Origin of the sequence: Variovorax sp. efr-133-TYG-130 (genome assembly GCF_030208835.1) — a bacterium.
GTDB lineage: Bacteria > Pseudomonadota > Gammaproteobacteria > Burkholderiales > Burkholderiaceae_C > Variovorax.
Genome location: NZ_JARVTD010000029.1, coordinates 123,981 through 148,940 on the forward strand (window position 1 = coordinate 123,981; position 24,960 = coordinate 148,940).

General features: G+C 68.5%; 19 protein-coding genes. 9 read left to right on the forward strand and 10 right to left on the reverse strand.

All coding sequences use genetic code 11. From position 1 onward, the window contains the following. The first annotated feature begins 5 nt into the window (after nt 1-5). The 4 genes from QRN67_RS23460 to QRN67_RS23475 all read left to right on the forward strand — a co-directional run bounded on the left by QRN67_RS23460 (nt 6) and on the right by QRN67_RS23475 (nt 3,601). Nucleotides 6-785 (forward strand): GNAT family N-acetyltransferase, encoded by a 780-nt coding sequence (locus tag QRN67_RS23460; protein ID WP_106937612.1) that lies wholly within the window; start codon nt 6-8, stop codon nt 783-785. A gap of 47 nt (nt 786-832) precedes the next feature. Next, nucleotides 833-1,729 carry a pirin family protein gene (locus QRN67_RS23465; protein WP_106936282.1) on the forward strand — a complete coding sequence of 299 codons (897 nt, stop codon included), beginning with the start codon at nt 833-835 and terminating at the stop codon, nt 1,727-1,729. A gap of 87 nt (nt 1,730-1,816) precedes the next feature. Then, nucleotides 1,817-2,899, forward strand: coding sequence for a flavodoxin family protein (locus QRN67_RS23470; protein ID WP_285413817.1), 1,083 nt, complete (start codon nt 1,817-1,819; stop codon nt 2,897-2,899). 147 nt (nt 2,900-3,046) lie between these two features. Beyond that, nucleotides 3,047-3,601, forward strand: coding sequence for a Spy/CpxP family protein refolding chaperone (locus QRN67_RS23475; RefSeq protein ID WP_285413818.1), 555 nt, complete (start codon nt 3,047-3,049; stop codon nt 3,599-3,601). Nucleotides 3,602-3,690: 89 nt separating this feature from the next. On the opposite strand, the gene QRN67_RS23480 is transcribed toward QRN67_RS23475, so the two are convergent. Next, nucleotides 3,691-4,119, reverse strand: coding sequence for a serine/threonine protein kinase (locus QRN67_RS23480; RefSeq protein ID WP_081269770.1), 429 nt, complete (start codon nt 4,117-4,119; stop codon nt 3,691-3,693). 223 nt (nt 4,120-4,342) lie between these two features. Between QRN67_RS23480 and QRN67_RS23485 the strand changes: the two genes are divergently transcribed. From QRN67_RS23485 to QRN67_RS23495, 3 genes are read left to right on the forward strand one after another with little or no spacing between them, the layout of a single operon-like run. After that, the gene (locus QRN67_RS23485) at nt 4,343-5,116 is read left to right on the forward strand and encodes an endonuclease/exonuclease/phosphatase family protein (protein WP_081269771.1); all 774 of its coding nucleotides are present in this window, start codon (nt 4,343-4,345) and stop codon (nt 5,114-5,116) included. Between the two features lie 11 nt (nt 5,117-5,127). Then, entirely contained in the window at nt 5,128-6,393 is a 1,266-nt protein-coding gene (gene clsB / locus QRN67_RS23490) for a cardiolipin synthase ClsB (protein WP_285413819.1), read from the forward strand. Between the two features lie 19 nt (nt 6,394-6,412). Continuing rightward, the gene (locus QRN67_RS23495; protein WP_081269773.1) at nt 6,413-7,366 is read left to right on the forward strand and encodes a lysylphosphatidylglycerol synthase domain-containing protein; all 954 of its coding nucleotides are present in this window, start codon (nt 6,413-6,415) and stop codon (nt 7,364-7,366) included. Here QRN67_RS23495 and QRN67_RS23500 read toward each other — a convergent pair. After that, nucleotides 7,354-7,932: an acyloxyacyl hydrolase gene (locus QRN67_RS23500; RefSeq protein ID WP_285413820.1), complete on the reverse strand. Its 579-nt coding sequence runs from the start codon at nt 7,930-7,932 to the stop codon at nt 7,354-7,356. The genes QRN67_RS23495 and QRN67_RS23500 overlap by 13 nt on opposite strands. Nucleotides 7,933-8,141: 209 nt before the next feature. Between QRN67_RS23500 and QRN67_RS23505 the strand changes: the two genes are divergently transcribed. Next, nucleotides 8,142-8,651: a polyhydroxyalkanoate granule-associated phasin gene (locus QRN67_RS23505; protein WP_081269775.1), complete on the forward strand. Its 510-nt coding sequence runs from the start codon at nt 8,142-8,144 to the stop codon at nt 8,649-8,651. 14 nt (nt 8,652-8,665) lie between these two features. On the opposite strand, the gene QRN67_RS23510 is transcribed toward QRN67_RS23505, so the two are convergent. The 3 genes from QRN67_RS23510 to QRN67_RS23520 form a co-directional block, all read right to left on the reverse strand. Beyond that, complete coding sequence (locus tag QRN67_RS23510; protein ID WP_081269776.1) at nt 8,666-9,913, reverse strand: metallophosphoesterase; 1,248 nt, start codon at nt 9,911-9,913, stop codon at nt 8,666-8,668. 133 nt (nt 9,914-10,046) lie between these two features. Continuing rightward, complete coding sequence (locus tag QRN67_RS23515) at nt 10,047-10,532, reverse strand: hypothetical protein (protein WP_081269777.1); 486 nt, start codon at nt 10,530-10,532, stop codon at nt 10,047-10,049. Nucleotides 10,533-10,644: 112 nt separating this feature from the next. Continuing rightward, nucleotides 10,645-11,166, reverse strand: coding sequence for a hypothetical protein (locus QRN67_RS23520; RefSeq protein WP_081269778.1), 522 nt, complete (start codon nt 11,164-11,166; stop codon nt 10,645-10,647). A 286-nt stretch (nt 11,167-11,452) separates the two neighbouring features. On the opposite strand from QRN67_RS23520, the gene QRN67_RS23525 reads away from it, so the two are divergent. Continuing rightward, nucleotides 11,453-12,124, forward strand: a complete 672-nt coding sequence (locus tag QRN67_RS23525) for a hypothetical protein (protein ID WP_285413821.1) — start codon at nt 11,453-11,455, stop codon at nt 12,122-12,124. 3 nt (nt 12,125-12,127) lie between these two features. Here QRN67_RS23525 and QRN67_RS23530 read toward each other — a convergent pair whose 3' ends face one another. The 5 genes from QRN67_RS23530 to dnaN form a co-directional block, all read right to left on the reverse strand. After that, nucleotides 12,128-14,398, reverse strand: a complete 2,271-nt coding sequence (locus QRN67_RS23530; RefSeq protein ID WP_285413822.1) for an AAA family ATPase — start codon at nt 14,396-14,398, stop codon at nt 12,128-12,130. Nucleotides 14,399-14,419: 21 nt separating this feature from the next. Further along, nucleotides 14,420-17,698 (reverse strand): AAA family ATPase, encoded by a 3,279-nt coding sequence (locus tag QRN67_RS23535; RefSeq protein ID WP_285413823.1) that lies wholly within the window; start codon nt 17,696-17,698, stop codon nt 14,420-14,422. Next, entirely contained in the window at nt 17,698-20,901 is a 3,204-nt protein-coding gene (locus QRN67_RS23540; RefSeq protein WP_285413824.1) for an AAA family ATPase, read from the reverse strand. The genes QRN67_RS23535 and QRN67_RS23540 overlap by 1 nt, the downstream gene beginning before the upstream one ends. A gap of 160 nt (nt 20,902-21,061) precedes the next feature. Continuing rightward, nucleotides 21,062-23,683, reverse strand: coding sequence for a DNA topoisomerase (ATP-hydrolyzing) subunit B (gene gyrB, locus QRN67_RS23545; protein WP_081269780.1), 2,622 nt, complete (start codon nt 23,681-23,683; stop codon nt 21,062-21,064). Between the two features lie 134 nt (nt 23,684-23,817). Then, nucleotides 23,818-24,924, reverse strand: a complete 1,107-nt coding sequence (dnaN, locus tag QRN67_RS23550) for a DNA polymerase III subunit beta (protein ID WP_081269781.1) — start codon at nt 24,922-24,924, stop codon at nt 23,818-23,820. Nucleotides 24,925-24,960 lie beyond the last annotated feature (36 nt).

The following is a 24,960-nucleotide window of genomic DNA, read 5'->3' on the forward strand; positions in this document are numbered from 1 at the left end:
ACCTCATGAACCCGATTCCAGACACCGACATCGAAGCCATCGAACGCGCCACCGTATCGGCGGTGGCGCCCGACCTGACCGAAGAGCTCGACGGCTGGCTGCTGCCCTTTGCCGAGGGCACGGTCAATCGCGCGAGGTCCGCCGTGCCGCTGCACCGGGGCGCGGTCGATGCGGCCACCCTCGACCGTATAGAAGACCGCTACGAAAGCCGCCAGGCCGTGCCGCTGCTGCGCCTGGCCGACGCGGATTGCTTCGACGGCCTGCGCGCCGAACTGGAGCGGCGCCACTACGCCAGCGACAACCCGACGCTGGTGCAGCTCGGCTCGACGCCGCGGATGCTGCAGGTGGCCGAGGGCCGCGGCGCGCCGGCCGATGTCGACACGGCGCCCGACGACGCCTGGGCGGCGCTGTTCCTCGGCGAGGGCTTCGATCCGGTGGACGGCGCGCATCGCGTGCGCACCCTCTCGCGCGCCAAGGGCACGCTGTATGCCAGCGTGCGTGAAGGCGGCCGCACCCTGGCCGCCGGCGCGATGGCGTTCGGCCACGGCTGGTGCAGCGTGCACGGCATGCGCACCGACCAGGCGCAGCGCGGCCGGGGACTGGCAGGGCGCGTGCTGGCCGGCCTGGCGCAGGCGGCCATGTCGCGCGGTTTCGAGCGGGTGTTCCTGCAGGTCGATGCGGCGAACCCGCCGGCACTGGCCCTGTACAGGCGCGCGGGGTTCGAAACCCGCTGGCAGTACCGCTACTGGCGGCCGCGGCAATGGGATCGGGCTCCGGGGGGCTGACAGCGCCCCGGGTGGCGCCGGGCGCGCGTTAGTGCCAACATGGGCGCATGACCAACGCCAACCACCACGCCAACCACCCCACCGATCCCGTCGCCACGCCGCGCGGCATCGACCACATCGTGGCCGGTGTTTCCACCAGCGATGGCGACGGCGTGAAGCTCACCCGCGTGCTGCAGCAGCCGCTGCAGAAGCGGCTCGACCCCTACCTCATGCTCGACGCCTTCGGCAGCGACAACCCGGGCGACTACATCGGCGGCTTTCCCAACCATCCGCACCGCGGCTTCGAGACCGTGACGTACATGATCGCGGGCCGCATGCGCCACCGCGACAGCGCCGGCCATGAAGGCCTGCTCGAGAACGGCGGCGTGCAATGGATGACCGCCGGCCGCGGCCTCGTGCACAGCGAACTGCCCGAGCAGGAAGAAGGCCTGATGGAAGGCTTCCAGCTGTGGCTCAACCTGCCCGCCAAGGACAAGATGCGCGAGCCCTGGTATCGCGACATCCAGAGCGAAGAGATCCCCGAATTCACCACCACCGGCGGCGCGCACGTGCGCGTGATCGCGGGTGCGAGCCACGGCATCGAGGGCGCGGTGCGCCGCGAGCACACAGAGCCGCTGTACCTGGACATCACCCTGCCGCCCGGCGCCGAGTTCGCACAGCCGCTGCCTGACGACCACAACGCGCTGGTCTACGTCTTCCGCGAATCGCTGTGGATCGCCGGCAGCGAGATACCGACGCGCCGCATGGCCATCCTCGCGAACGACGCGGGCAGCGACGGCGTGGTGCTGCGCGCGGGCGCGACCAACCACAGCCCCGCGCGCGCACTGCTGATCGCAGGGAAGCCGCTGCACGAGCCCATCGCGCAGTACGGCCCCTTCGTGATGAACACGCAGGAGCAGGTCAAGCAGGCGGTGCACGACTTCCAGAACGGCAAGCTCGGCTGACGGGCGCCGGGCTGTAGTCGCCCACCTACCGAAAAACGGCATCAGGCGCGGATGCGGCTTGCCGCGCTCGCCGCCTAGATTGCGCCCATGCCCACCAAGACACCCACGATCAGGAAGGGACAGGCGCCCGACAAGCTGCAGCGCGCGCAGTTCCACGACCGCTTCATGCAGCCGTTCCAGGACCCGGCCTTCCAGGCCGAGGCCGCCTCGCTCCAGCGCATCGAGCTGATCGCCTGGGAAGCCTACGAGCAAGGCCGCAAGGCGCCGGTCACGCGCAAGGCCGGGCCCGGCTACGCAGACCCCGACTACGACCTGTCCGTCGACTGGCTCGAAGCCAAGGCCCGCATCGACGCTGCGCAGGCCGCATGGGGCTCGCCGCAGACGCGCTCGCGCGTGCTGCTCATCAACGGCTCGCCGCGCAACGACGGCACCTGCCCCGGCGAGGTGTCGAAGACATGGCGCCTCGCGCAGCTCGCACAGGAGGTGCTCGAAGGCAGCGGCATCGAGACCGACATGCTCGACCTGAGCCTGGTCACTTCCGAATACGGGCGGCAGATCCACCCGTGCAAGGCCTGCGCGTCCACCGCCATGCCGCTGTGCCACTGGCCCTGCAGCTGCTACCCCAACCACTCGCTGCGCCAGACCGGCGACTGGATGAACGAGATCTACGAACGCTGGGTGGCCGCGCATGGCGTGGTGCTGCTCACGCCCACGCACTGGTACCAGGCCAGCAGCCCGCTGAAGCTCATGATCGACCGCCTGGTGTGCGCCGACGGCGGCAACCCCGACCCCACCAGCACCCACGGCAAGAAGCCGGAGGAAGCCAAGGCGCTGGAACTCGAGGGCTGGGGCTTTCCCAAGCACCTGGACGGCCGGGCCTATGGCGTGGTGGTGCACGGCGACGTGGCCGGCATCGAAAGCCTGCGCCGCAACCTCTGCGACTGGCTCGACTGGATGGGCCTGATCGACGCCGGCGCGCAGGCGCGGCTGGACCGCTACATCGGCTACTACGAGCCCTACGCCACCAGTCACGACACGCTCGACGCCGACGCCGACATGCAGGAAGAAGTGCGCAACGTGGCACGTGCCGTCGCACGGGCGGTGGGCGAACTGCGCGCGGGCAAGCTGGAGTCGCCGGACCGGGGCCTGAAGCGTCCGAGGCCCAAATAGGCCGCGTGCCCCTGGGCGCCGCTGGGGCGGGTTCACCATTCTTTACGCAAGCTCACGCCGGACTAACGGTCGCGATACAGAGGTCTTCCACACTTCATCTCACCTGCTGCCCATCGGCGGCGGGCTTCTTGAAAGGAAGCACTTCTCATGATTTCTCTTCGCCAACGCATCGTCTGGGCCAGCCTGCTGGGTTCGGCAGCCCTCGCCTCTTCGGGCGCCTTCGCTCAAGCGCCGGCCGCCCCCACCGCACCCAGCGCCGCGGTGGCCCAGGCCGACACCGCCGCAGCGCCCAAGGCGCAGCACAAGCGCATGGACCCCGCACAGCGCATGGAGCGCATGAAGGAGCACCGTGCCAAGCGCCTCGCTGCCCTGAAGGAAAAGCTCAAGCTGAGCTCGGTCCAGGAAGGCGCATGGAGCGCGTACACCACCGCGACGCAGCCGCCCACCGGCCCGCGTCCGCACATGGACCGCGCCGAGTTCGCCAAGCTGACCACGCCGCAGCGCCTGGAGCGCATGCAGGCCCGCCAGGCCGAACGCAGCGCCATGTTCGCCAAGCGCGCCGACGCCACGAAGACCTTCTACGCCACGCTCTCGCCTGAGCAGCAGAAGACCTTCGACACCGAGACCGCGCACATGGGCGGCCATCGCTGGCACCGTGGCGGCCCGGACGGCCATCACGGCCAGGCGCCCGCCAAGAGCTGATCGCCGTCGACAAAAAAAAAGCCCGCAGCGTGAAAGCGCTGCGGGCTTTTTTTCGTTCTTGAAGCCGCGAGGCTGCGGCCAGGAGGAAATTACTTCGGCGTGCCGGTCTTGTCCGTCGGGTTGGTCACGACGTCCGGGCGCTCGCCCTTCTGGCCGAACTGCGGCTTGACCTTGCGGCCGGTCTGGCTGACCTCGGCCCGCGACATCTCGCCGGTCGGCTGCGGCATGGCGTTGGGCTGGTGGTTGACCGTGGTGGTCGCCTCGCCCTTGGGCACCATGCTGTTGGCGTTGTTGCGGTTCTGCACGCGGGCTTCGGCCTTCACCGATTCGCGCGACGCAGGCATCGTGTTGTCCGGCCGCTGCGGCGGATTGGCGACGCCCGCGGGCGTCATCGTGCTGGCCTGGCCGCCGACCGACGGGTCGGGCTGCGCGGGGATGGATGTGGCCTGGGCCTGGGCGATGCCCGCGGCGCCCAGCAGGGCAGCGAGAACGGTGGCGTGGAAGATGGCTTGCTTCATGGTGTTTGCTCCTTGTGGCTTGTCTGTCTCTGTATCGGTGGATGAAAACGAAGGGCCGTTGCCTCAAGCCCTGGAACCCACCGTAGGAGCCACCAGATTGGTGCGTTGTGGGGGTGTGGCAGGCGTGGCTGTAGGAGCCCGCCGCCCGCGCGCGAAGGGTTCGGAAGAAGGTGGCGCGTTCCTACAGTCGGCGCGCGCCGGGCAACGTACAACCCGGTCAACGATGTCTTCCTCTTCCACCGGCTCCGCGCCCGTCTCGCTGAAGGTCATGACCGTGAACACCCACAAGGGCTTCACGGCGCTCAACCGCAAGTTCATCCTGCCCGAGCTGCGCGACGCGGTCCGCACCGTGGGCGCGGACGTGGTGTTCCTGCAGGAAGTGCTGGGCACGCATTCGCGCCACTCGCGCAAGGTGAGCAACTGGCCCGAGGCGCCGCACTACGAATTCCTGGCCGACAGCATGTGGCCGCAGTTCGCCTACGGGCGCAACGCGGTGTATCCCAAGGGGCACCACGGCAACGCGGTGCTCTCCAAGTTTCCCATCGTGCATTTCCGCAACCACGACGTGTCGGTGAGCGGGCCCGAGAAGCGCGGCCTGCTGCATTGCGTGCTGCGCCTGCCGGCGCGGGTGGTCGACGTGCACGTGATCTGCGCGCACCTCGGCCTGGCCGAGGCGCACCGCCAGCAGCAGCTCGAGCTGCTTTGCCACATCGTGCGCGACGAAGTGCCCGCCGACGCGCCGCTGATCGTGGCCGGCGACTTCAACGACTGGCGCGGCCGCGCGCACGCCGTGCTCGAAAAAGGCGCGTCGCTGCGCGAGGTGTTCGTGCATGCCCACGGCCGCGCGGCGCGTACCTTTCCGGCGCGTTTTCCGATGCTGCCGCTGGACCGCATCTACGTGCGCAACGCAGGCGTGCATGCGCCCGTGGTGCTGCCGCGCCGGCCCTGGTCGCACCTGTCGGACCACGCCCCGCTGGTGGCGGACATCGATCTTTGAGCACTACTGCCATGAACAACAACCATTGGACCGGCGGCAACCGCGTGGAGCTGCTCGAGAACGGCGAGGAGTTCTTCCCGCGCGTGTTCGAGGCCATCCGGCAGGCGAAGCGCGAAGCCATCGTCGAGACCTTCATCCTGTTCGAGGACAAGGTCGGCCTGCAGCTGCACGCCGCCATGCGCGAGGCCGCGCTGCGCGGCGTGAAGGTCGACCTGATGATCGACGGCTTCGGTTCGCCCGACCTGTCGCGCGAGTTCATCGAGGGCCTCACGTCGGCCGGCGTGAAGGTGCGCGTGTTCGACCCCGGCCAGCGGTTTCTGGGCAAGCGGCTCAACGTGTTCCGCCGCATGCACCGCAAGATCGTGGTGATCGACGGGGAGCGCGCCTTCGTCGGCGGCATCAACTATTCGGCGGACCACCTGCTCGACTTCGGCCCCAAGGCCAAGCAGGACTACGCGGTCGAGCTGCACGGGCCGATCGTGGCCGAGATCCACCAGTTCGTGCTGCGCGCCATCGCGCTCGGCGGCAAGGGCGCGGGCTGGTTCCGCCGCCGGCTGCGGCAGGCGCCGGCTGTCGAGCACGCGGCAGCCGGCCAGGCCGACGCGATGTTCGTCACGCGCGACAACCGCCGCCACACCAACGACATCGAGCGGCAGTACCGCGCCGCCATCCGCGCGGCGCGCGAGCGCATCGTGATCGCCAACGCATACTTCTTTCCGGGCTACCGGCTCATCAAGGAGCTGCGGCGCGCGGCGCGGCGCGGCGTGGACGTGCGGCTGATACTGCAGGGCGAGCCCGACATGCCGATCGTCAAGACGGCGGCGAGCATGCTCTACCACCACCTGCTGCACGCGGGCGTGCGCATCTACGAGTACTGCGACCGCCCGCTGCACGGCAAGGTCGCGCTCATGGACGACAAGTGGAGCACCGTGGGTTCGAGCAACCTCGATCCGCTGAGCCTGTCGCTCAACCTCGAGTCGAACGTGATCGTGCGCGACCGGGCCTTCAACGGCGTGCTGTGGGAGCGGATGGACCATCTCATGCAGCACAGCTGCAAGAAGATCGACGCGGCCGACCTCGCGAGCGAATGGAGCGGCTGGCGGCTGGTGCGCAGCTTCTTCGTTTTCCACATCCTGCGCTGGTATCCGGCGCTGCTGGGCCGGCTGCCGCGCCACGTGCCGCGCCTGACGCCGGCCGAAGCCATCGAGCTGGCCAGCCGCCGCGACACCGGCACCAGCCAGCCGACCGGCGGCGCAACGCAGACGGAAGCCGCCTGAGCCGCGGCCGGATGCACGCATGAGCACGATGGCCCTGTCCCGGCAGTCCTGGTGGCCCTGGGTACGCCGTGCCGCGGCGTGGGGCTTCTTCGCGCTGATCGCGTGGCTGCTGGTGCGGCAGGCGCGCACCATCGACTGGGACGACGTGCTCGACGCGATCCGCGCGCTGCCCGCCACCACGCTGCTCGCGGCCGGCGCAATCGCGGCCTGCAGCTTCGTGCTCTACAGCACGTACGACCTGCTGGGGCGGCACCTCACGCGGCACCGGCTGGGCACCGGCACGGTGATGGGCGTGACCTTCATCAGCTACGCCTTCAATCTCAACCTGGGTTCGCTGGTGGGCGGCGTGGCGTTCCGCTACCGGCTCTATTCGAGGCTGGGGCTGGGCAACGAGACCATCACGCGCGTGCTGGGCTTCAGCATGCTGACCAACTGGATCGGCTACCTTCTGGTGGCGGGCGTCGCCTTCTGCTTCTGGCCGCTGTCATTGCCGCCCGGCTGGAAGATCGGCAACGACGGCCTGCGCATCCTGGGCGCGGCGCTTCTGGTGCTGGCCGCGGCCTATGTGCTGGTGTGCGCCTTTGCCAGGGGCCGCGTGTGGCGCATACGCGGCCATGCGTTCAGGACGCCGGGGCTCGCAATGGCGCTGCTGCAGCTGGCGATGTCGTGCGCCAATTGGTCGCTGATCGGTGGCGTGATCTGGTTCCTGCTGCAGGGCGCGGTCGGCTATCCGCACGTGCTGGCGGTGCTGCTGGTGGCGGCGGTGGCGGGCGTGGTCACGCACGTGCCGGCGGGGCTCGGCGTGCTCGAGGCGGTGTTCGTGGCGCTGCTGGCCCACCAGGTGCCGGAGGCCACATTGCTCGGCGCCTTGCTGGCCTATCGGGGCCTCTATTACCTGCTGCCGCTGACGGTGGCGACGCTCGGCTATCTCGCGACGGAAGTGCGCGCGCGGCGGCGGCTTCAGAAGCGGTAGGCGTAGCGCAGGCGCAGGAAGGTCTCGCCGGGGTTGGGCTTCTTGATGCCCGCGTTGGAGAAGTGCTGCACGCGCAGCGACACCTCGTGCGCGCCTTTCTCGCCGAAGCTGCGGCCGATGCCCAGCACTTCGGTGAACTGGAAAGCGGTGCTGAAGCTGCGGTCGGGCGTGCGGTAGATGCGGTCCATCAGCGTCGCGCCGACGCCGCCTTCGGCGAACCAGGGCGATCCGCCGTCGCCGAAGCGGTAGCGCAGCATGTAGATGGCGCCGATCTGCGTGTAGCTGCGGCGGCCGTCGTTGTTCAGCCCCGGCGCGCTCCACTGGCTCAGGAAAACATCCCAGTAGCGCGTGAGCGGCCCCTGCTGCACCGCCTGGCCCGGTGCCCACGGCAGCACCATGCCCACCGTGGCCGCGTCGGCATCGTCTTTCTGGCCATGCGCGGCATGGCCGAGGTCGAAGTAGATGCCGCGCGTGTTGTCGTCGAATGCATGGGCCGCCGAGCCCAGCAGCCCGAATGAAGCTGCGAACACGGCGGCCCGAAGGGGCGTGGATGCGTGCAATCTCATGATGTGGTTTTCTTGCACGGAGAGTGGGATATGACAGCCGGATGATCAATTTCCCGGCGCCTCTGCATCCGTCCAGCGCGTAATTTCCACGTCCGAAAGTAGGACTTGGTCAACAAAACGGACTTCGTCATGTTGCACTGCAGCAATTTCGGCTCGCGAGGCCTATAGTGGTTCGACTTCCTCCAAGCGTTCGCGCGCACAACCCCACCATGTCGTCGTCTCTCACAACCACTCCCGGCCTGGTCCATCCGCTCATGCAGTGGTTCGACCTGGCACTCAAGACCAACGAGATGCTGCTGTCCTCCGGCTCCGTGATCCGCATGCGCACTGAACGCATCGCCAAGGCGGGGCTCGCGCCCAGCCCGGCCGACTTGGCGGAATTCCAGCTCATGGGCCACGAAAAGCTCGCCGCCGCGAGCGAGTCGGGCATCGCGATGGCGAAGCAGTGGCACAGCAGCCACCTCTCGCTGGCCAGCCGCGTGCTGCAGCAGTGGGTGCAGAGCACCACGGCGTTCTTCTCGCTGGCCGGCAGCGTCACGCCGGCGCAGGCGGCGGTGCACGGCGACGCGCTGGTGCAGTCGGCCGCCGGCACGGTGAGCGCGGCGAGCGAGCTGTCCGACATGGCGGTGCACATCGCTCGCGAAGGCCTGGAGCCGATTCGCGCGGCCGCCACGTCGAACGCGCGGCGCCTGGCAGAGCTCGAATCCAGCCCCGACTGATCGATCGAAGCCGCTCAGGCGGCCGCGGGCACCAGCGTCAGCAGCGTGATCTCGGAGGGCGCGCCAAAGCGCTTCGGCGGGCCCCAGTAACCGGTGCCCCGGCTCACGTAGACCCACATGTCGTGCAGGCGATGCAGGCCCGCCGTGAAAGGCTGCTGCATCGGCACGAAGAGATTCCACGGAAAGAACTGGCCGCCGTGCGTGTGGCCCGACAGCTGCAGCTGGTAGCCGGCCGCGGCCGCCAGCGGCGCGCTGCGCGGCTGGTGCGCCAGCAGCACGCGCGTGTGCACCAGCGGGGGCGCATCGTGCAGCGCCAGGTGCGGGTCGCTGGCATGGGCCGCGTCGAAATGCCCGGCGGTGAAGTCGGTCACGCCCGCCAGCACCAGCGCGCTTTCGAACAGCTCTTCATCGGTCTGCGCGCCGCGCACATTGCGCGTCTGCAGCACCACATGCTCGTTGAGCAGCACCTTCAGGCCCAGGCGGCGCAACTCGTCGATCCAGGCATGCGCGCCCGCGTAGTACTCGTGGTTGCCGGTGACCACGAAGGTGCCGTGGCGCGCGCGAAGCCCGGCAAGCGGCGCGATGTGCTCGCGCAGTTCCGGCACGCTGCCGTCCACCAGGTCGCCGGTGATGGCGATGGTGTCGGCGCCCAGCCGGTTGACCGCCTCGACGATGCGCTGGATGTACCCGCTCCTGATTGTCGGCCCGACATGGATGTCGCTGAGCTGCGCGATCGTGAAGCCCTCGAGCGCCTGCGGCAGCCCGCGGATCGGCACGTCGACACGCTTCACGCTGGCCGTGCGCCGTGCATTGAGAAAACCGATCGCCGACGTGGCCGTGGCCACGGCCAGCACCGCCAGCGCGGTCCATGGGCGCAGCGTGTTCCATTGCACCTGCACGCCGCCCAATGCGCCGGCCAGCCAGGTGAGCAGCAGGCCCGCGTCGCGCACCAGCGTCAGCACGAACATGGAGGAGAACCAGCCCATGCTGATCAGCCCGATCCACTTGATCGCCTCGCCCATCGACGCGTTGCGCTCGATTCGGCGCGACAGGAAAGGCAGCGGAATCGTCACCGCCGAGACCACCAGCGCAAGCAGCGCCAGCGGCCATGCGGGCGTGAGCACGGCGAGCGCGGGCAGCAGGCGCAGCGCAATGTAGACATGGAGCAACGCGGTCAGCGCGCTCAGGGGACGGATCGGCATCGGGGCAATGGGGTCGGGCATCGCCCGGGATACACCATCTGCAAGGCGCATGCCGCGCATTCAAGACGCCCAAGGGTGCCACCACCGCTATTTTTTCTATAGCGAGAGGCGCCCGGATAGCGGGCGTTGTGGCTCACATGGAGCTTGCCAACGCGCGCCGGCGGCATGTGCTGCCGGCGCCCGTTTTCACGCCTTATTGCACCGTGCGCGTGCCGGCCAAAGCCATGTCGGTGCCCGCCGGCCAGACGAAGGTGGCCTTGGCGGAGGCACCCTGCGGCACGCGCAGCTGCTGCTTCAGCACCTGGTTGCCGAGGCGGGCCTCGACCTCGTAGTTGCCCGGGTCGAGCCGGGCCACCATGAACGGGCCGCCCGACACCACGTTGTCGAGCAGCGCCACGCCGCTGCTGTCGCGCACGGTAACGTGCACATTGGCGGCGAAATCGGCGCCCTTGTGGTCCTTGATAGCGAACTCAAAGCTGGCGGGCCAGCGCGGCAGCACAGTTTCCATCAGCTGCGCTTCGTCACTGCCGATGCCGCCGCTCATGTACTCGACGCCGTGCGTCATGTAGATCGGCGGGTTCATCGCGGCCTGCGCCGACGAGAACGCGCCGAGCAGAACGGCGCCGCAAAGCATCGCGGCCGCCACGGGCCGCATGCGCGATGAAAAGCGGGAGGTCATGGTCTGGGTCCTTTCCTGTTCGTAGTGGCGAAAAACCACAGCGCCACTGTGCGGCGCGCGACTTAGGAAAGGCTGACCGAGGACGCAACGGCCACAGCCGTGCGCCGGTTTTTCAACGGGTGGCCGAGGCGGTCTGCGCCAGCGCCTGCGGCAGCGGCGGCGCGACCGAGGCCATGTCGAAGTTCGACGGCCACACGAACGAAGCGCGCGCCGGCACGCCGGCAATCACCACCAGCGACTGCGTCAGCGTCAGCCCGCCCAGCGTCACGTTCACGTCATACGCGCCGGGATTCAGGCGCGCGAGCATGTACGGCGCCTGGGAGTCCACGGTCATCACGGCCTGGCCGGTGTACTTCTGGCGCACTTCGACGTGTGCCTTGGCGGGAAAGCCGGGTTGCTGCGCACCCTTGCCGTCGCTCACACCCAGCGCGATGGTCGCGGCCCAGCGGGGCGACACCATTTCCATGAACGCGGCTTCGTCCCGTGTGGTGCCGCCGCTCATGAATTCGATGCCCTGCGCCACCTGGATGGGTGGGTTCGAGAACGCATGGGCCGAAGTGAAGGCCCCGAGGAATGCTGCTGTGCCGCCCAAAACCAGCGCGGCCAGCGGCCGGCGGAGACGCGAAGGGTTCATTGCTGTGTGGTCCTCGATCTTGCGTGACGTGAAATCCGACGAGGATTTTGCTTAGCAAGAGTCGGGCTAGATATAGCGTTTACGAGGAACGATCCTCGGATTCAATGTGAATGCTATTGTTTTCATAGCTGGTGACGCCCGTGTGACGGACGTGCAAGCCACATTTGCTGACAGACCTCACGCAAACCCTGATGCGGCAGTTTCCACGGGCCTTGCCGCCGGAGTCCGCCAGGGTGCACGGCGCAGGTCGATGGCGGTGCATCGCGGCCGGAGATACTGCGGTCCCATGAACCCCGACGACGACTACGACCCGATGCGCGAACGCCGCGAGGCGATGACCGCGTGGGAGCAGGGCCTGCGGCCGAAGCCGGATCGCCATTGGGCGCTGTGGCTGGCGTTGGCCGTGCTGGCCGTGTACCTGTTCTATATGGGTGCGGAGTGGCTGCTGGCGCAGCAAAGGGCGCAGAAGCAATCCGCCGGGCCGACGATGGCGGTACCACCCGGCATCGCGCCGCCCCCTCAGGATGCCCGCCCCGCGCCCTCCCCGCCCGTGGCCTCCCCTGGCGCGACCGGCCCCGACACCTTCGAGGTGACCAAGTGCCTGACCCCGTCAGGCAAGGCCGCCTACTCTGACGGCCCGTGCCCCGAAGGCTCGCGCGCCACGACGGTCCGGCTGCGGCGCGACGTGAACATCGCCGACGGCATGAGCCCGGAAGCGCGCGAAGCCTCGATCCGCGACAACGCGGCCGTCGCCGCGCAACAGCACCAGTACGAAAGGCAGGTCGCGCAGAACGTGGCGAACGAAATGGGCGAATGCAGCGGCCTTGCCGAACACATCAACTGGATCGACGCGATCGGGCGGCAGCCGCAAGGCGCGTATTCGCAGGATTGGCTGCGGGACGAGCGCAAGCGCACGCGGGACCGGCAGTTCAGGCTGGGGTGTCCTCAGCAGCGGTGAGGTTCAGCCGGGCTGCGGTCTTGCCACGACGACCCCGTCCACCAGCGCTACCTCCAGGCATGCCCCGTCCGCGACCGCCCCGAACATCGCCCGCGCGACCGCGGCCACCACATGCTGCTCGACGGCGCGCTGCAAAGGCCGCGCGCCGTACTTCGGACTGAATCCCTTGTCCGCGACGAATGCCACGACCTCGGGCGAGAAGTTCAGGCGCACGCCGCGGCGCGCCACCCCTTCGCGCTGCGCGATCGCCTGCAACTCTTGCACCGCGATGGCCTCGATGGCCCTGCGCGACAGCGGCGCGAAAGGCACGACGCGGTCGATGCGGTTGAAGAATTCCGGCCGGAAGAACTGCCGGATGTCGTGCACGGCGCCGTCGCTCGGCGCCGGCTCGCCGAACCCCAGCGACGCGCCGTGGCGCACGCCCAGGTTGGTCGTCATCACGATCACGGTGCTGCGAAAGTCGGTCATGCGTCCGCGGCTGTCGCGCAGGCGGCCTTCGTCGAGCACCGTCAGCAGCAGGTCGAACACCGAGGCATCGGCTTTCTCGATCTCGTCGAGCAGCACGACCGAGAACGGCTGCCGCCGCACGTGCTCCACCAGCTTCCCCGGCCGCTTGCCGGAGCCGATCAGGCGCGCGATCTGGAAGGCGTGCTGGAACTCGCTCATGTCGATGCGGAACAGCGGATCGGCGCCGCCGCCGGCACCGAAGAAGTAGCGCGCCAGCGCCTTGGCGGCCGCGGTCTTGCCGACGCCTGTGGGCCCGGCGAACAGCAAGGTCGCGATCGGCTTGGCGGGGTCGTTCAGCCCGGCCTTGAAGAGGTAGACCACGTCTTTCAGGTGGCCGATGGCCGCGTCCTGGCCGAACAGCTTCTGTGCGAAGAAGCCGTGCACCTGCGTGTCGTCCAGCGGCTGGTCGTCGCGCAGGAAGCTCTCGGGCAGGCCGGTGCTCTTTGCGAAGTGCGCGATGGCGGCGGTCTCGGTCACGACGCCCGTTTGCCCGGCGATGGCTTCGCGCACGCAATCGCCGAAGAAGCGAACCGCCTTGCCCGGAAAGCTGTCGTAGCGTACATAGCGGCCGAGCAGCCGGTAGCCGGTGTCCAGCGCCGGCCGCTCGATCTCGATCGACAGCGTGTTCCTGGCATGGCCGGCAAAGAGGTCGAGCACGCGGCGCGCGCGCACGCTGTCCATCTCGGGCAGGCGCAGGGTTTCGAAGCAGTCGATGAATCCGGGCAGCCGCTGGCGCGCAATTTCGAGCTCGCTGGGATTGGCTTCGCCGACCAGCCGCAGCGCGCCCCGGCGCAGCGCCGGCAGCAGGTAGGCGGCCATCGATTCCTCGGGGCTCTCGCCGCCGACCTGCAGCAGGTTCACGAAGTCGGTGATCCACAGCAGGCCGTTCGACATGTCCAGCCACTCCACCGTCTGGTCGCACAGCGCCTGCCATTCGCCCAGGTACTTCGCGCGGCCGACGAGCCGCTCGGCATGGCTGCGCCAGAAGGTCGGCGGCGCGTCGCGCGCGACCGTGAGGCGGTGCGCCTTGCGGATCGCCTCGAGGATCACCACGCTCTTGCCGACGCCGGGCTCGCCGACCAGCAGCAGGTTGCCGCCGCGCGCGAGCCGCTCCGCGATTTCGTCGCTCAGGGCACCCTGCTCCCAGGCCACCTCGGGAAACACATGCAGGCCGCGGCGCGCGCCGGTCTCGGGCAGGCGATCGGCCACGGCATCGAGTTGCGCGTAAGCCTCGCGCAGGTGGCGCGGCACATGCTGCCTGTTCGTGGTCTTGTCGTCGCGCCGCACGTCGATCTGGTCGAGCCATGGCGCAGCGGGCATCAGGAAGCGCTGCGCCGCCTCGGGCGAGAGTCCGTCGAGGCATTCGCGGGTGTAGTGCTCGATCAGCACCGGCAGCTGCGCGTCGTCGTAGTAATAGAAGCTCTGGTCGAGCCAGGGCAGGTAGCACTTGGCGTAGCCGTCTTCCTCGTTCTCGCCGAACACGGCCGCCACGTGGAAGTCCGTTGCACGGGGCACCGGGAAGCTGCCCTTGTCGGTGCGGTGCGCGAGGTTGACCGGCACATGCACCAGCTTGAGCCGCGCGTTGTCGATGTCCGGCTCGGGCACGTAGCCATCGCGCTCGCGTTCGCGCTGCAGGGTCTCGGCCAGCGCGGCCTTCACGCGGCGGGCGTTGCGCTCGATCACCTGGAAGTCGGTGCCGAGCAGGATGCCGCAGACGGACGTGTCGTCGAGCTGCCAGCACACCAGGGGGTACGAAAGCGTGGCCATGCGGGTGCGGGTCTTTTTCTCTCAGTCCTGCGCCGCGGACGTGCGGGCCGCGGCACGGCCGTCCCACATCAGCAGGCGCCAGTCTTCTTCGGTGAGCGGGCCGCTGAACTTGCGCACGCGGCCGGAGCGCAGGTCGGTCAGGCGCCGGTGGTCGCCGGGGCGGGCGGGCTCGAGGCGGATGCGCACGATCTCGGTGGGCAGCGGTGCCGGCGCCGCATCGGGCGCGGCCTGCTCTACGGACAGCAGCCGCACCGCCAGCGGCAACGGCCGGTCGTCGCCGACGTACCAGAGGTGAATGCCACATTCCCCGCCGAACGCGTCGCGCAGGCCGATGCCTTCGAAGCAGCGCACGCCGGCGCGCGGCGACGGCAGTTCGTGCAGGTCGAGCTGCGCGATCAGCGTTGCGTAGTCGGCCCATGCCGTTTCCACCGCGGTCTCTCCGGCACCGGTCTGCAGCGGCATGATTTCCACCGCTACTGGCTCGATGCCATGCCGGCCAAGGCTGTCGGCGCGGCTGGCCAGCTGGTCGATCTCAAGCTGCCAGCGCACGAGTTCGGTGTCCATGCCCCGCACCGGCGACGCGCCGGCAAACAGCTGCTCGAAGAAGTCCCGCATGTCCTGCTGCGCCATCAACTCGTCGAACGCCTGTTGGTGGCCCGTCTGGCGCCATTCGCGTGGCCGCGGCAGGCTCTGCTTGACCGCGCGTCCCGGTGTGACACGGCGCTCCGAAAGATCCCAGCTGCGGCGTGCCAGCACCTCGCGCAGCGGGTCCAGCCGCACTTGCAGCGCGCGCAGCGCCAGTGCTTCGGGCTCTGCCGGCGCCGCGTCGAGCTGCGCGCGCAGGCGTTCATGCAGCGCGTCGGCGACGGCGGCCAGCGCCTGGTAACCGGCGGCCGAGTCGGCGTCTTCCGGCAGCGGTACTGTGCGCCGCGTGGCGTAGTCGAGCACGGTGGCGCGGGTCGTCAGGCCGCCCTCGCCGAAGGCCACGTCCAGCAGCATCGGCTGGCCGCTGTGCGAAGCCGCCAGGCGCTGCGCGATGGGCTGCGTCAGCGCACGCTCTATGCCGCGCTTCAGTGCCCGCGCGCCGAGCGTCTCGTCGTGACCGAGCCGCGCCAGGTGGTCCAGCGCCTGTGCCGACACATTCAGGAAGGTCAACCTGCGCACGAAGCCGTCGCGCGCCAGCACGCGCTCCAGCTGCAGCCGGGCGATGGCGGCAATGTCGTCCGCACCCAGCGGCGTGAAGCCGACGACCTGGTCGATGCGGTTGAGGAATTCGGGCCGGAAGAAGCGCTCGACCGCCTCGCGGTAGGTATGTGCCACGTCGGCCTGCTGCCGCACGAAGCCGGTGTGGCGGCTCGCCGCACCAGCGCCGAGGTTCGAGGTGAGCACGACCACGCATTGGGAGAAGTCGGTGGTGCGGCCCAGCGCATCGGTCAGCCGGCCTTCGCCGAGCACCTGCAGCAGCAGGTCGTGCACGGAGGGATGGGCTTTCTCGATTTCGTCGAGCAGCAGCACGCAGGCGCGGCGCTGGCGCACGGCGGCGGTGAGCTGGCCGTCGGGGCGGTAGGCGTCGCCGATAAGGCGGCCTGTCGCGTCGCCGTCGACGTATTCGTTCATGTCGAAGCGCACCAGGCCGCCTTCGTCCTCGAACAGGAAGTCGGCGAGCAGCTTCGCCGCCTCGCTCTTGCCGACGCCGGTCGGTCCGATGAAGAGCAGCGAGGACAGCGGCTTGCCCGGCGCCGCGAGGCCGGACTTGATCAGCGCGACCACATCGACCAGTTGTGCGCGCGCCTCGGGCTGGCCGATCAGCCGTGCCGCGAAATGCGCCGCGGCTTCCGCCGGTGCCAGGCCGATCTGGCGGGAGAACAGCTTTTCGCGGAAGTGGTACGCCGCGGTGTAGGCGGCCAGCACCTCGGCGCGGCCGACTTCTGCGCGCGCGTGGCGCACGGCCAGCCGTTCGAGCACGCGGATCGCGGAGCCCGGCAGCACCTCGTCGGCGGCGAAGCGACGCTCCATCTTCAGCAGCTCGGCCACCGCGCCGGCAGCGATGCGGCACTCGTGCTGGCGCTCCAGCTCGGCGCGGCGCCAGCCGACGATGCGTATGGCCGTCTCGCGTGATGGGGGCTCGACGCGGATCACGCGGAACAGGTCGGCGAAACGGCGGTCGCGCTGCTGCACTTTCTGCCAGGCCTCGGGCGTGGCTTCGCCGATCATGGTGAAGGCGCGTTTCTCGAGCAGCGGGCGCAGCACGTCGGCCAGCGTCAATGTGTTCTGCGAACTCTTGCCGATCGCCAGCAGCGCGACGAGGTTGTCGCAGTACAGATGGTCGGGCTTGGCAATGCGGAAATCGTCGCGCATGCGGAACTGCAGGTGCTGCAGCAGCACGGCCATGCGGCGTTGCCATTGGCCGATCACGCTCATGCCGGAGATCACGCGCATCGGGTCGAGATGCCAGATCTTCTGCAGCTTCGCGCGGTCGCGGCCCGTCTCGGAGGCCATGAATTGCCGCAGCGCACCGTGCACCAGCGCCGTCTTGCCGGCACCGCGCGGACCCACGAGCACGATGGCTCCGGCACCGCCGTCGGGCCGGTAGATCGCGCGGCCCAGTTCCTCGATCGCGTCGTCGCGCAGGATCGCCTGGGTCAGTTCGTCCGGGTAGAGATCGTTCAGGTCGACGGCGGCGCGCGCCATTTCGGTCGGCCCGTCGCCGATGCCGTCGTCGCGCAGCGCGGCGCGCAGGTCGTGCTCGCTCTCGAACGGAAAACGCCCCTGCGCCAGGTGCATCGAGATTTCGAGCTCGCCGAGTTCGTCATTGGGCGCGGCGAGGTAGCGCTGCGGGTCGAAGGCGTCGCCCCGCTCCTTGCGCTGCTCGCGGAACCAGGCCTGGATGCTGGCCACCAGCCGCTCGGTGCGCTGGGCTTTGTCGAGGTGCGATTCGCCGAGGTCGGCCACGGTACCGTCGAGCTGCGGCAGGCAGGCGTAGCGGCGCCCGCCGACTGTGAAGTGGGCCGCGGCGAACGCGCCCTCGACCCAGCGGCGCCCGCTGTCGAAACCCAGCGGCACGAGCTCGAAGCGCAGCTCAGGCGAGAAGCCGAGCCACAGGCGCTCATCGAGCGTGGCGCGTGTGCTGCGCGTGCCGCGGAAGTGATGCACCACGGCCTGGCGCAGCTTGTTCAGCGCTGTTTCGTAGCGCATGGCCGTCGCGTCGATTTCCGGCAGGAACAGGCAGCGCAGCCGGTAACCCGCTTCCTTGCGATGCGTGACGAAAACCGGAATGCGCAGGCTGCCGCGTCCGCTCATCAGTCGTCGTCCCCGAGCAGCATGCGGTCCATCAGCACGTCGAACTGGGCGTCGAGCGCGTGCTTCCAGGCGGGCGCGTCCGGGAACGAGGTTTTCCAGTCGGTCTGCTGCGACGCCAGCACGCCTTCCCTTAGAACCCGATGCACGGGCCGGCTGTCGAAGAAATGCTGGCGGTGCACGTTGTGGGGCGTCTCGAAGCCCGAGAGCGTGCCGCTGCGCACCGAGACCCAGGCGTCGGACTTGTTGCGATCGGCGACCCAGATGCGCCAGACGCCGCTTTCCTGGCGGAAGTAGTCGAACACCGCAGGGCCCTTGAGCTCGATCTCGAAGCCCACGATCAAGCTCTTGCGGCCCGAAGCCTGCGGCCAGGGAAATTTCAGGTACGGACTGGGCGGTGCCTCTTCATCGGTTTTTTCCTCGCGCTTTTCATCGCGTGCCTCGGTGTCGGCGGGCGGCGCGGGCTTGCGGGGCTCGTCGCCGAGCCGCACTACCTGTGAGCGGAATTCGAAGCCGGCGAGCGCCGCGAGCTCGCACCACGCGTCATGCAGCATGGTGGCCAAGGCTGGCGCGGCGTAGAGGCCCACGGTGCAGACGCCGCTGTCGGGCCGCACTGCATGGAAAGCCTGCTGCTTGAACGCGGTGAAGCGGGCGCGCCATGCGGCGATGTTGGGTGGCGCGTCGGATTCGCCGACCAGCGCGAGCAGGGCTTGCCCCTCGAGTGCCGTGATCTCGGTGAACAATCCCTGCGCCGTCTGCTGCACGGCGCTCAGCGTGCGGGCGCGGCTGGCGGACGGCGTGCCGTCCCAATGCGGCAGGTGCGGTGCGCGCTTGCGCTTCTTTTCGTAGCGGCGCCGTTCGTCGTCGAGGCGGAACACCTGGTTCACCAGGTTCACGAAGAGCGGGCCTTCGGTCACGCGTTGCCAATGGCGGCGCGCGTCGGCCAATGCCTCCGCGGTCAGCAGCGGCGCGTTGTCGATCGGGCGCTGCAGCGGGTCGACGCGCACGCCGAGCGGCTGGCCGGCGTCGCCCGCGCCGATCCGCACGGCCAGCGGCGTGACGTAGGCATGCGGCGACAGCGCATGCGCGAGCGGCATCAGCAGTTGCCGGCGCAGCACGCGCTGCACGTCGCGGGCGCCATAGCGCTCGTCACCGGGCAGTGCGGCGAGACGGTCGGCGACGCCGTCGTCCAGCGTCATTTCGGCACTGCGTTCGAGCAGGCCTTCCCGCTTGCGCAGCAGTGTCATCTCGCGTCCGAAGATCGGCGCGCGCTCGGCGGCCGACAACGCGGCGAAGGGCACGATGTGGTCGATGCGATTGAACAGCTCCGGGCGCAAGGCCTGCTGCACCGCCTGCTCGAAGTGGGTACGCGGATCGCCTCGCACCGCGCCCAGGCCCATCGGCGTGCGCTGCATCGCCTCGGCGCCCAGGTTCGACGTCATCACCACGAAGCTGCCGCAGAAGTTGGCGGTGAGGCCGTCGCCGCCGGTCAGGCGGCCTTCTCCGAGCACCTGCAGCAGCAGGTCGAAGAAACTGGGGTGGGCCTTTTCGAGTTCGTCGAACAGCACCACGGAGAACGGCTGGCGCCGCACCGCGCCGATCAGCACGCCCTCGTCGCCACCGAGATCGCCGAGCAGGCGCAGCACGGCGGCGGGGTCGGCGTATTCGCTCATGTCGATGCGGATCATGCGGCGCGGGTCGCCGAACATGAACTCGGCCAGTGCCTTGGCCGTCTCCGTCTTGCCCACGCCGGTCGGGCCGATCAGCAGCATCGACGCGATAGGCTTGCCACCGCGCGCGAGCCCGGCCTTGGTGGCCACCAGCAGGTTCGTCACGACCGACAGCGCCTCGGGCTGGCCGAACAGGCGGCTGCGGAAAAAGCCGTCGACTTCGTCGAGCGAGAGCGGCAACCGCGCGTCTAGCATGCGGCGCGGCATGCCGGTCTCGGCGCAGAACGCGGCGAGCGCGTCGTCGCGCCCGATCGCCGCGCCCTGCTGGCCTCGCACGTGCAGGATCAGCTCCTCGAAGAAGCGGATGCCCTTGCCCGGAAAGCCCGAGTACGGCGAGAAGCGGCGCTGCAGCGCGATCAGCTCGGACACCGCATCGGGCGACACCGCGACACGGTGTTCCGCCGCGAGCGCCGCCACCGCGGCAAGCATCGTGCGCTCCTGCTCGGCCTCGGGCAGTTCGGGCAGTCGTACTGTCTGGAACAGTGCCGAGAAGCCCGGGCTGCGCAGGTCGATCTGCGAGAGCTCGGCGGGCGTGGCTTCGGCCAGCAGCATCAGTTGGCCGCGCGCCAGTGGCTCGCGCAAGGCATCGCCCAGGCTGACGCTGTTGCCCTGGTACTGGCCGACCTCGAACAGCTCGGCCAGATGGCCGACGTACAGCACCACCTCGCGCGCGGCCAGTTCGCGGCACAGCGTGGTCAGCGCCTGCTGCCAGCTGCCGTCGCGCGTCAGGCCCTGGATGAGCCTCGCCGCGCTGGTTTCCCACGGAGAGCCGCCGGCACGGTCGCGGCGTTCGCGTGCGTACTGATGGATCAACGCCGTCTTGCCGCTGCTTTCCGCGCCGACGATCAGCACGCTGCGCGCGAACCGGCCCTCCGACGCGCGCTTCAGCGCTGTCAGCGGCTCAGCCAGCCCGATGGCGGGGCGCGAGCCGACGCTCATCTTGTCGGCCACAGTGGGAAGCAGCGGCTTGGCGCGATCGTCCTTCAGCTTGCGCAAGGCTTCGGCGCTGTGGAACACGACGTCGAGCGGCAACTGCGTCAGCTCGACCTGTTCGAACCATTGAGCGGCCACCTGGCGGCGTACGTCGGTCTGCCGGCCGGTGCGGCGGTGTTCGAGCACGATGGCCTCGCTCACGGCTGCGCGCAGACGCTCCGCCTCGGCGAGCGCGACGATGCCCAGCGCGGGGACGTAGCCGATGCAGGGCGTGTTCGCCGGGCCGCTGGAGAGAAACGCGACATGGCGACAGCGGCGTGGAGGATGCAGCAGCGGGTCGCTGCCTCCCGGCAGGTCGACGTCGAACTCGTGCCGCTCGAATGCCGGCGGATCGCTGATCTGCACGGCCTCGAGGTAGCGGCCCTTGTCGATCAGGTGCGACTGCACTGCCTGCGTCATGCGCCGCGCCATCGAATGCGCGTTGCTGCCGAGCCACGCCATTTCGGGAAAGGCCAGCGACGTGACGACGGTTTCTCCGGCCACGGTAGTCAGTTCGAAGAAAGCGAGGCTGGAGGGAATGGGAGGAGTCCTGTGGGCGCGAACGAAATTGGCGCAGATTCTGCCTCAAGGTCTTGACGCATCCGCCAAGCAAAACGCCCGGCAAAGGGCCGGGCGTTCTGGGGTGCGGGGAAGCCTGGACGGCTTACACGTCGATATTCGCCGCCCGCAGCGCGTTCTGCTCGATGAACTCCCGGCGTGGCTCCACTTCGTCGCCCATCAGCATCGTGAACACGCGGTCGGCTTCGATCGCGTCGTCGATCTGCACGCGCAGCAGGCGGCGCACGGCGGGGTCCATGGTGGTTTCCCACAGCTGCTCGGGGTTCATCTCGCCCAGGCCCTTGTAGCGCTGGCGCGAGGTGGCGCGTTCGGCTTCGCTGATCAGCCACTTCATGGCCTGGCGGAAGTCGTCGACCTTTTCTTCCTTGGCGCGCTCGCCCTCGCCGCGCTTCACCAGCGCGCCTTCGGGGCTCAGGAGGCCGCGGAAGGTGTTGGCGGCTTCGGCCAGCGCGGCGTAGTCGGCGCCGTGCACGAAGTCCTGCGTGATCACGCTGCTCTTGATGTTGCCGTGATGGCGGCGGCTGATGCGCAGCAGCGGCTTGTCGGTGCGGGCGTCGAACTCGTTGCTCACCTCGGCCGGCACGCCGGTCGTGTTGAGTTCGCGCAGCTTGGCCTGCAGCGCCACGGCCGAAGCCTCGGCGGCGGGCGTGGTGTCGAGGTCGAGCGCCACGCCGTCGGCGATGGCGCGCAGCGCCTCGGCGTCCATGAAGTTGCGCAGGCGTGCGATGACGGCCTCGGCCACCTGGTGCTTGCGCGCCAGTTCGCCCAGGGTGTCGCCGCTGAGCGTGGTCGAGCTGGCACCGCCGGTCTCGATGCGCGCGTCTTTCAGCGCCACCTTGAGCAGGAAGGCGTCGAGCGCGGGGCCGTCCTTCAGGTACTGCTCTTCCTTGCCGACCTTGACCTTGTACAGCGGCGGCTGCGCAATGTAGATGTGGCCGCGCTCCACCAGTTCGGGCATCTGGCGGTAGAAGAAGGTGAGCAGCAGCGTGCGGATGTGGGCGCCGTCGACGTCGGCGTCGGTCATGATGATGATGCGGTGGTAGCGCAGCTTGGCGACGTTGAAGTCGTCCGCGCCGCCGCCCGCCGTGGTCGCGCCGGCGCGGCCGATGCCGGTGCCCAGCGCGGTGATCATCGTGAGAATTTCGTTGCTGGTGAGCAGCTTCTCGTAGCGTGCCTTCTCGACGTTCAGGATCTTGCCGCGCAGCGGCAGGATGGCCTGGAACTTCCGGTCGCGGCCCTGCTTGGCGGAGCCGCCGGCGGAGTCACCCTCCACCAGGTAGACCTCGCACAGCGCCGGATCCTTTTCCTGGCAGTCGGCCAGCTTGCCGGGCAGGCCCATGCCGTCGAGCACGCCCTTGCGGCGCGTCATTTCGCGGGCCTTGCGGGCGGCTTCGCGGGCACGCGCGGCCTCGACGATCTTGCCGCAGATGATCTTGGCGTCGTTCGGGCGTTCCTGCAGGTAGTCGGTCAGCAGCTTGCCGACGATGTCTTCCACCGGCGCGCGCACTTCGCTGGACACCAGCTTGTCCTTGGTCTGGCTCGAGAACTTGGGCTCGGGCACCTTCACGCTCAGCACGCAGCACAGGCCTTCGCGCATGTCGTCGCCGGTGACTTCGACCTTCGCCTTCTTGGCGAACTCGTTCTCTTCGATGTACTTGTTGATGACGCGGGTCATCGCGGCGCGCAGGCCCGTGAGATGGGTGCCGCCGTCACGCTGCGGGATGTTGTTGGTGAAGCAGAGAACCTGCTCGTTGTAGCCGCTGTTCCACTGCATCGCCACTTCGACGCCGATGTGCGTGCCGGGAATGCCGCCGTAGGTGTCGGCCGGGCGCTCGCCTTCGGCGTAGAACGAGTTCGGGTGCAGGACGGTCTTGCCCTTGTTGATGAACTCCACGAAGCCGCGCACGCCGCCGGCACCGGAGAAGTCGTCTTCCTTGCCGGTGCGCTCGTCCTTCAGGCGGATGCGCACGCCGTTGTTCAGGAAGCTCAGCTCGCGCAGGCGCTTGGAGAGGATTTCATAGTGGAAATCGTTGTTCTCCTTGAAGATCTGCGTGTCGGGCAGGAAGTGCACCTCGGTGCCGCGCTTGTCGGTGTCGCCGATGATCTTCATGGGCGAGACTTCGACGCCGTTCACCGTCTCGAGCAGGCGGTTCTGCACGAAGCCGCGGCTGAATTCGAGCTCGTGGATCTTGCCTTCGCGGCGCACCACCAGCCGCAGCATCACGCTGAGCGCGTTCACGCAGCTCACCCCCACGCCGTGCAGGCCGCCCGACACCTTGTAGCTGTTCTGGTTGAACTTGCCGCCGGCGTGCAGCTCGGTCAGCGCGATTTCTGCGGCCGAGCGCTTGGGCTCGTGCTTGTCGTCCATCTTCACGCCGGTCGGGATGCCGCGGCCGTTGTCGGTGACGGAGATCGAGTTGTCGGAGTGGATGGTCACGACGATGTCGTCGCAATGGCCCGCCAGCGCCTCGTCGATGGAGTTGTCCACCACTTCGAACACCAGGTGGTGCAGGCCGGTGCCGTCGGAGGTGTCGCCGATGTACATGCCGGGGCGCTTGCGCACGGCCTCGAGCCCTTCGAGGATCGTGATCGAGCCTTCGCCGTAGCTGGTGTCGGCTGGGATGTCCTCCGGCGGCACGACCTGGACTTCAGGGGTGTAGACGGGCTCGGTGTGCGGCACTTCGGGCTTGTTTTCTTCAGCACTCATTCGGATATTCCTCTGTCTCTCACGGCATTCACGTGATTTTTCGGGCTCTCAAAAGCTCAATTCGCCGCCTCTTGAAAGCGCAAACCCGCGGGGGGCCGCGGGCTGTGTGCGCAAGGCGCTTCGGTGTCTGTCTGCTAGATACGCATCGGCATCACGACGTACTTGAAGGATGCGTTCTCGGGGATGGTCAGCAAGGCCGAACTGTTGGAGTCGGCAAGGTCCAGCTTGACCATGTCCTGGTCCATGTTCGACAGCGCGTCGATCAGGTAGGTCACGTTGAAGCCGATCTCGATGGTGTCGCCACCGTAGTCGATGTCGAGTTCGTCCTGGGCTTCTTCCTGCTCGGCATTGTTCGATGCGATGCGCAGCGTGCCGGGCTCGATGTTCAGGCGCACGCCCTTGAACTTCTCGCTGGTCAGGATGGCGGTGCGCTGCAGGCTGGCCAGGAGCGGCGCGCGGCCCAGGGTGACGGTGTTCTTGTGGTTCTTGGGAATCACGCGGTTGTAGTCGGGGAACTTGCCCTCGACCAGCTTGGTGACGAACTCCATGCCGCCGAAGCTGAACTTGGCCTGGTTGTTCGCGAACTGCATCTCGATGGCGCCTTCGGCGTCGGACAGCAGGCGCTGCATTTCCAGCACGGTCTTGCGCGGAAGAATGACTTCCTGGCGCGGCACTTCGACGTCGAGCGTGGCCGACGAGAACGCCAGGCGGTGGCCGTCGGTGGCCACCAGGCTCAGCTGCTTGCCTTCGGCGACGAACAGGATGCCGTTCAGGTAGTAGCGGATGTCGTGCACGGCCATCGCGAACGAGACCTGCGAGAGCAGGTCCTTCAGCGTCTTCTGCGGCACGCTGAACACGGGGCCGAAATTGGCGGCTTCCTGCACCAGCGGGAAGTCTTCGGCCGGCAAGGATTGCAGCGTGAAACGGCTCTTGCCGCCCTTGAGCACCAGCTTGCTCGCGCTCGATTCGAGGCTCACGGTCTGGTCGGCCGGCATGGTGCGCAGGATGTCGATCAGCTTGCGCGCGCCGATGGTGGTGGTGAAGTTGCCTTCGTCGCCGCCGAGCTCGGCGGTGGTGCGGATCTGGATTTCGAGGTCGCTGGTGGTCAGCTGCAGCTGGCCGCCGGTCTTGCGGATCAGCACGTTCGCCAGGATCGGCAAGGTGTGACGCCGTTCGACGATGCCCGCCACCGACTGCAGCGCGGCGAGGACTTTGTCTTGGTTTGCCTTCAAAACGATCATGTCTTCTTCCTCTTCTCTATCTCTTTGAATCAGCTT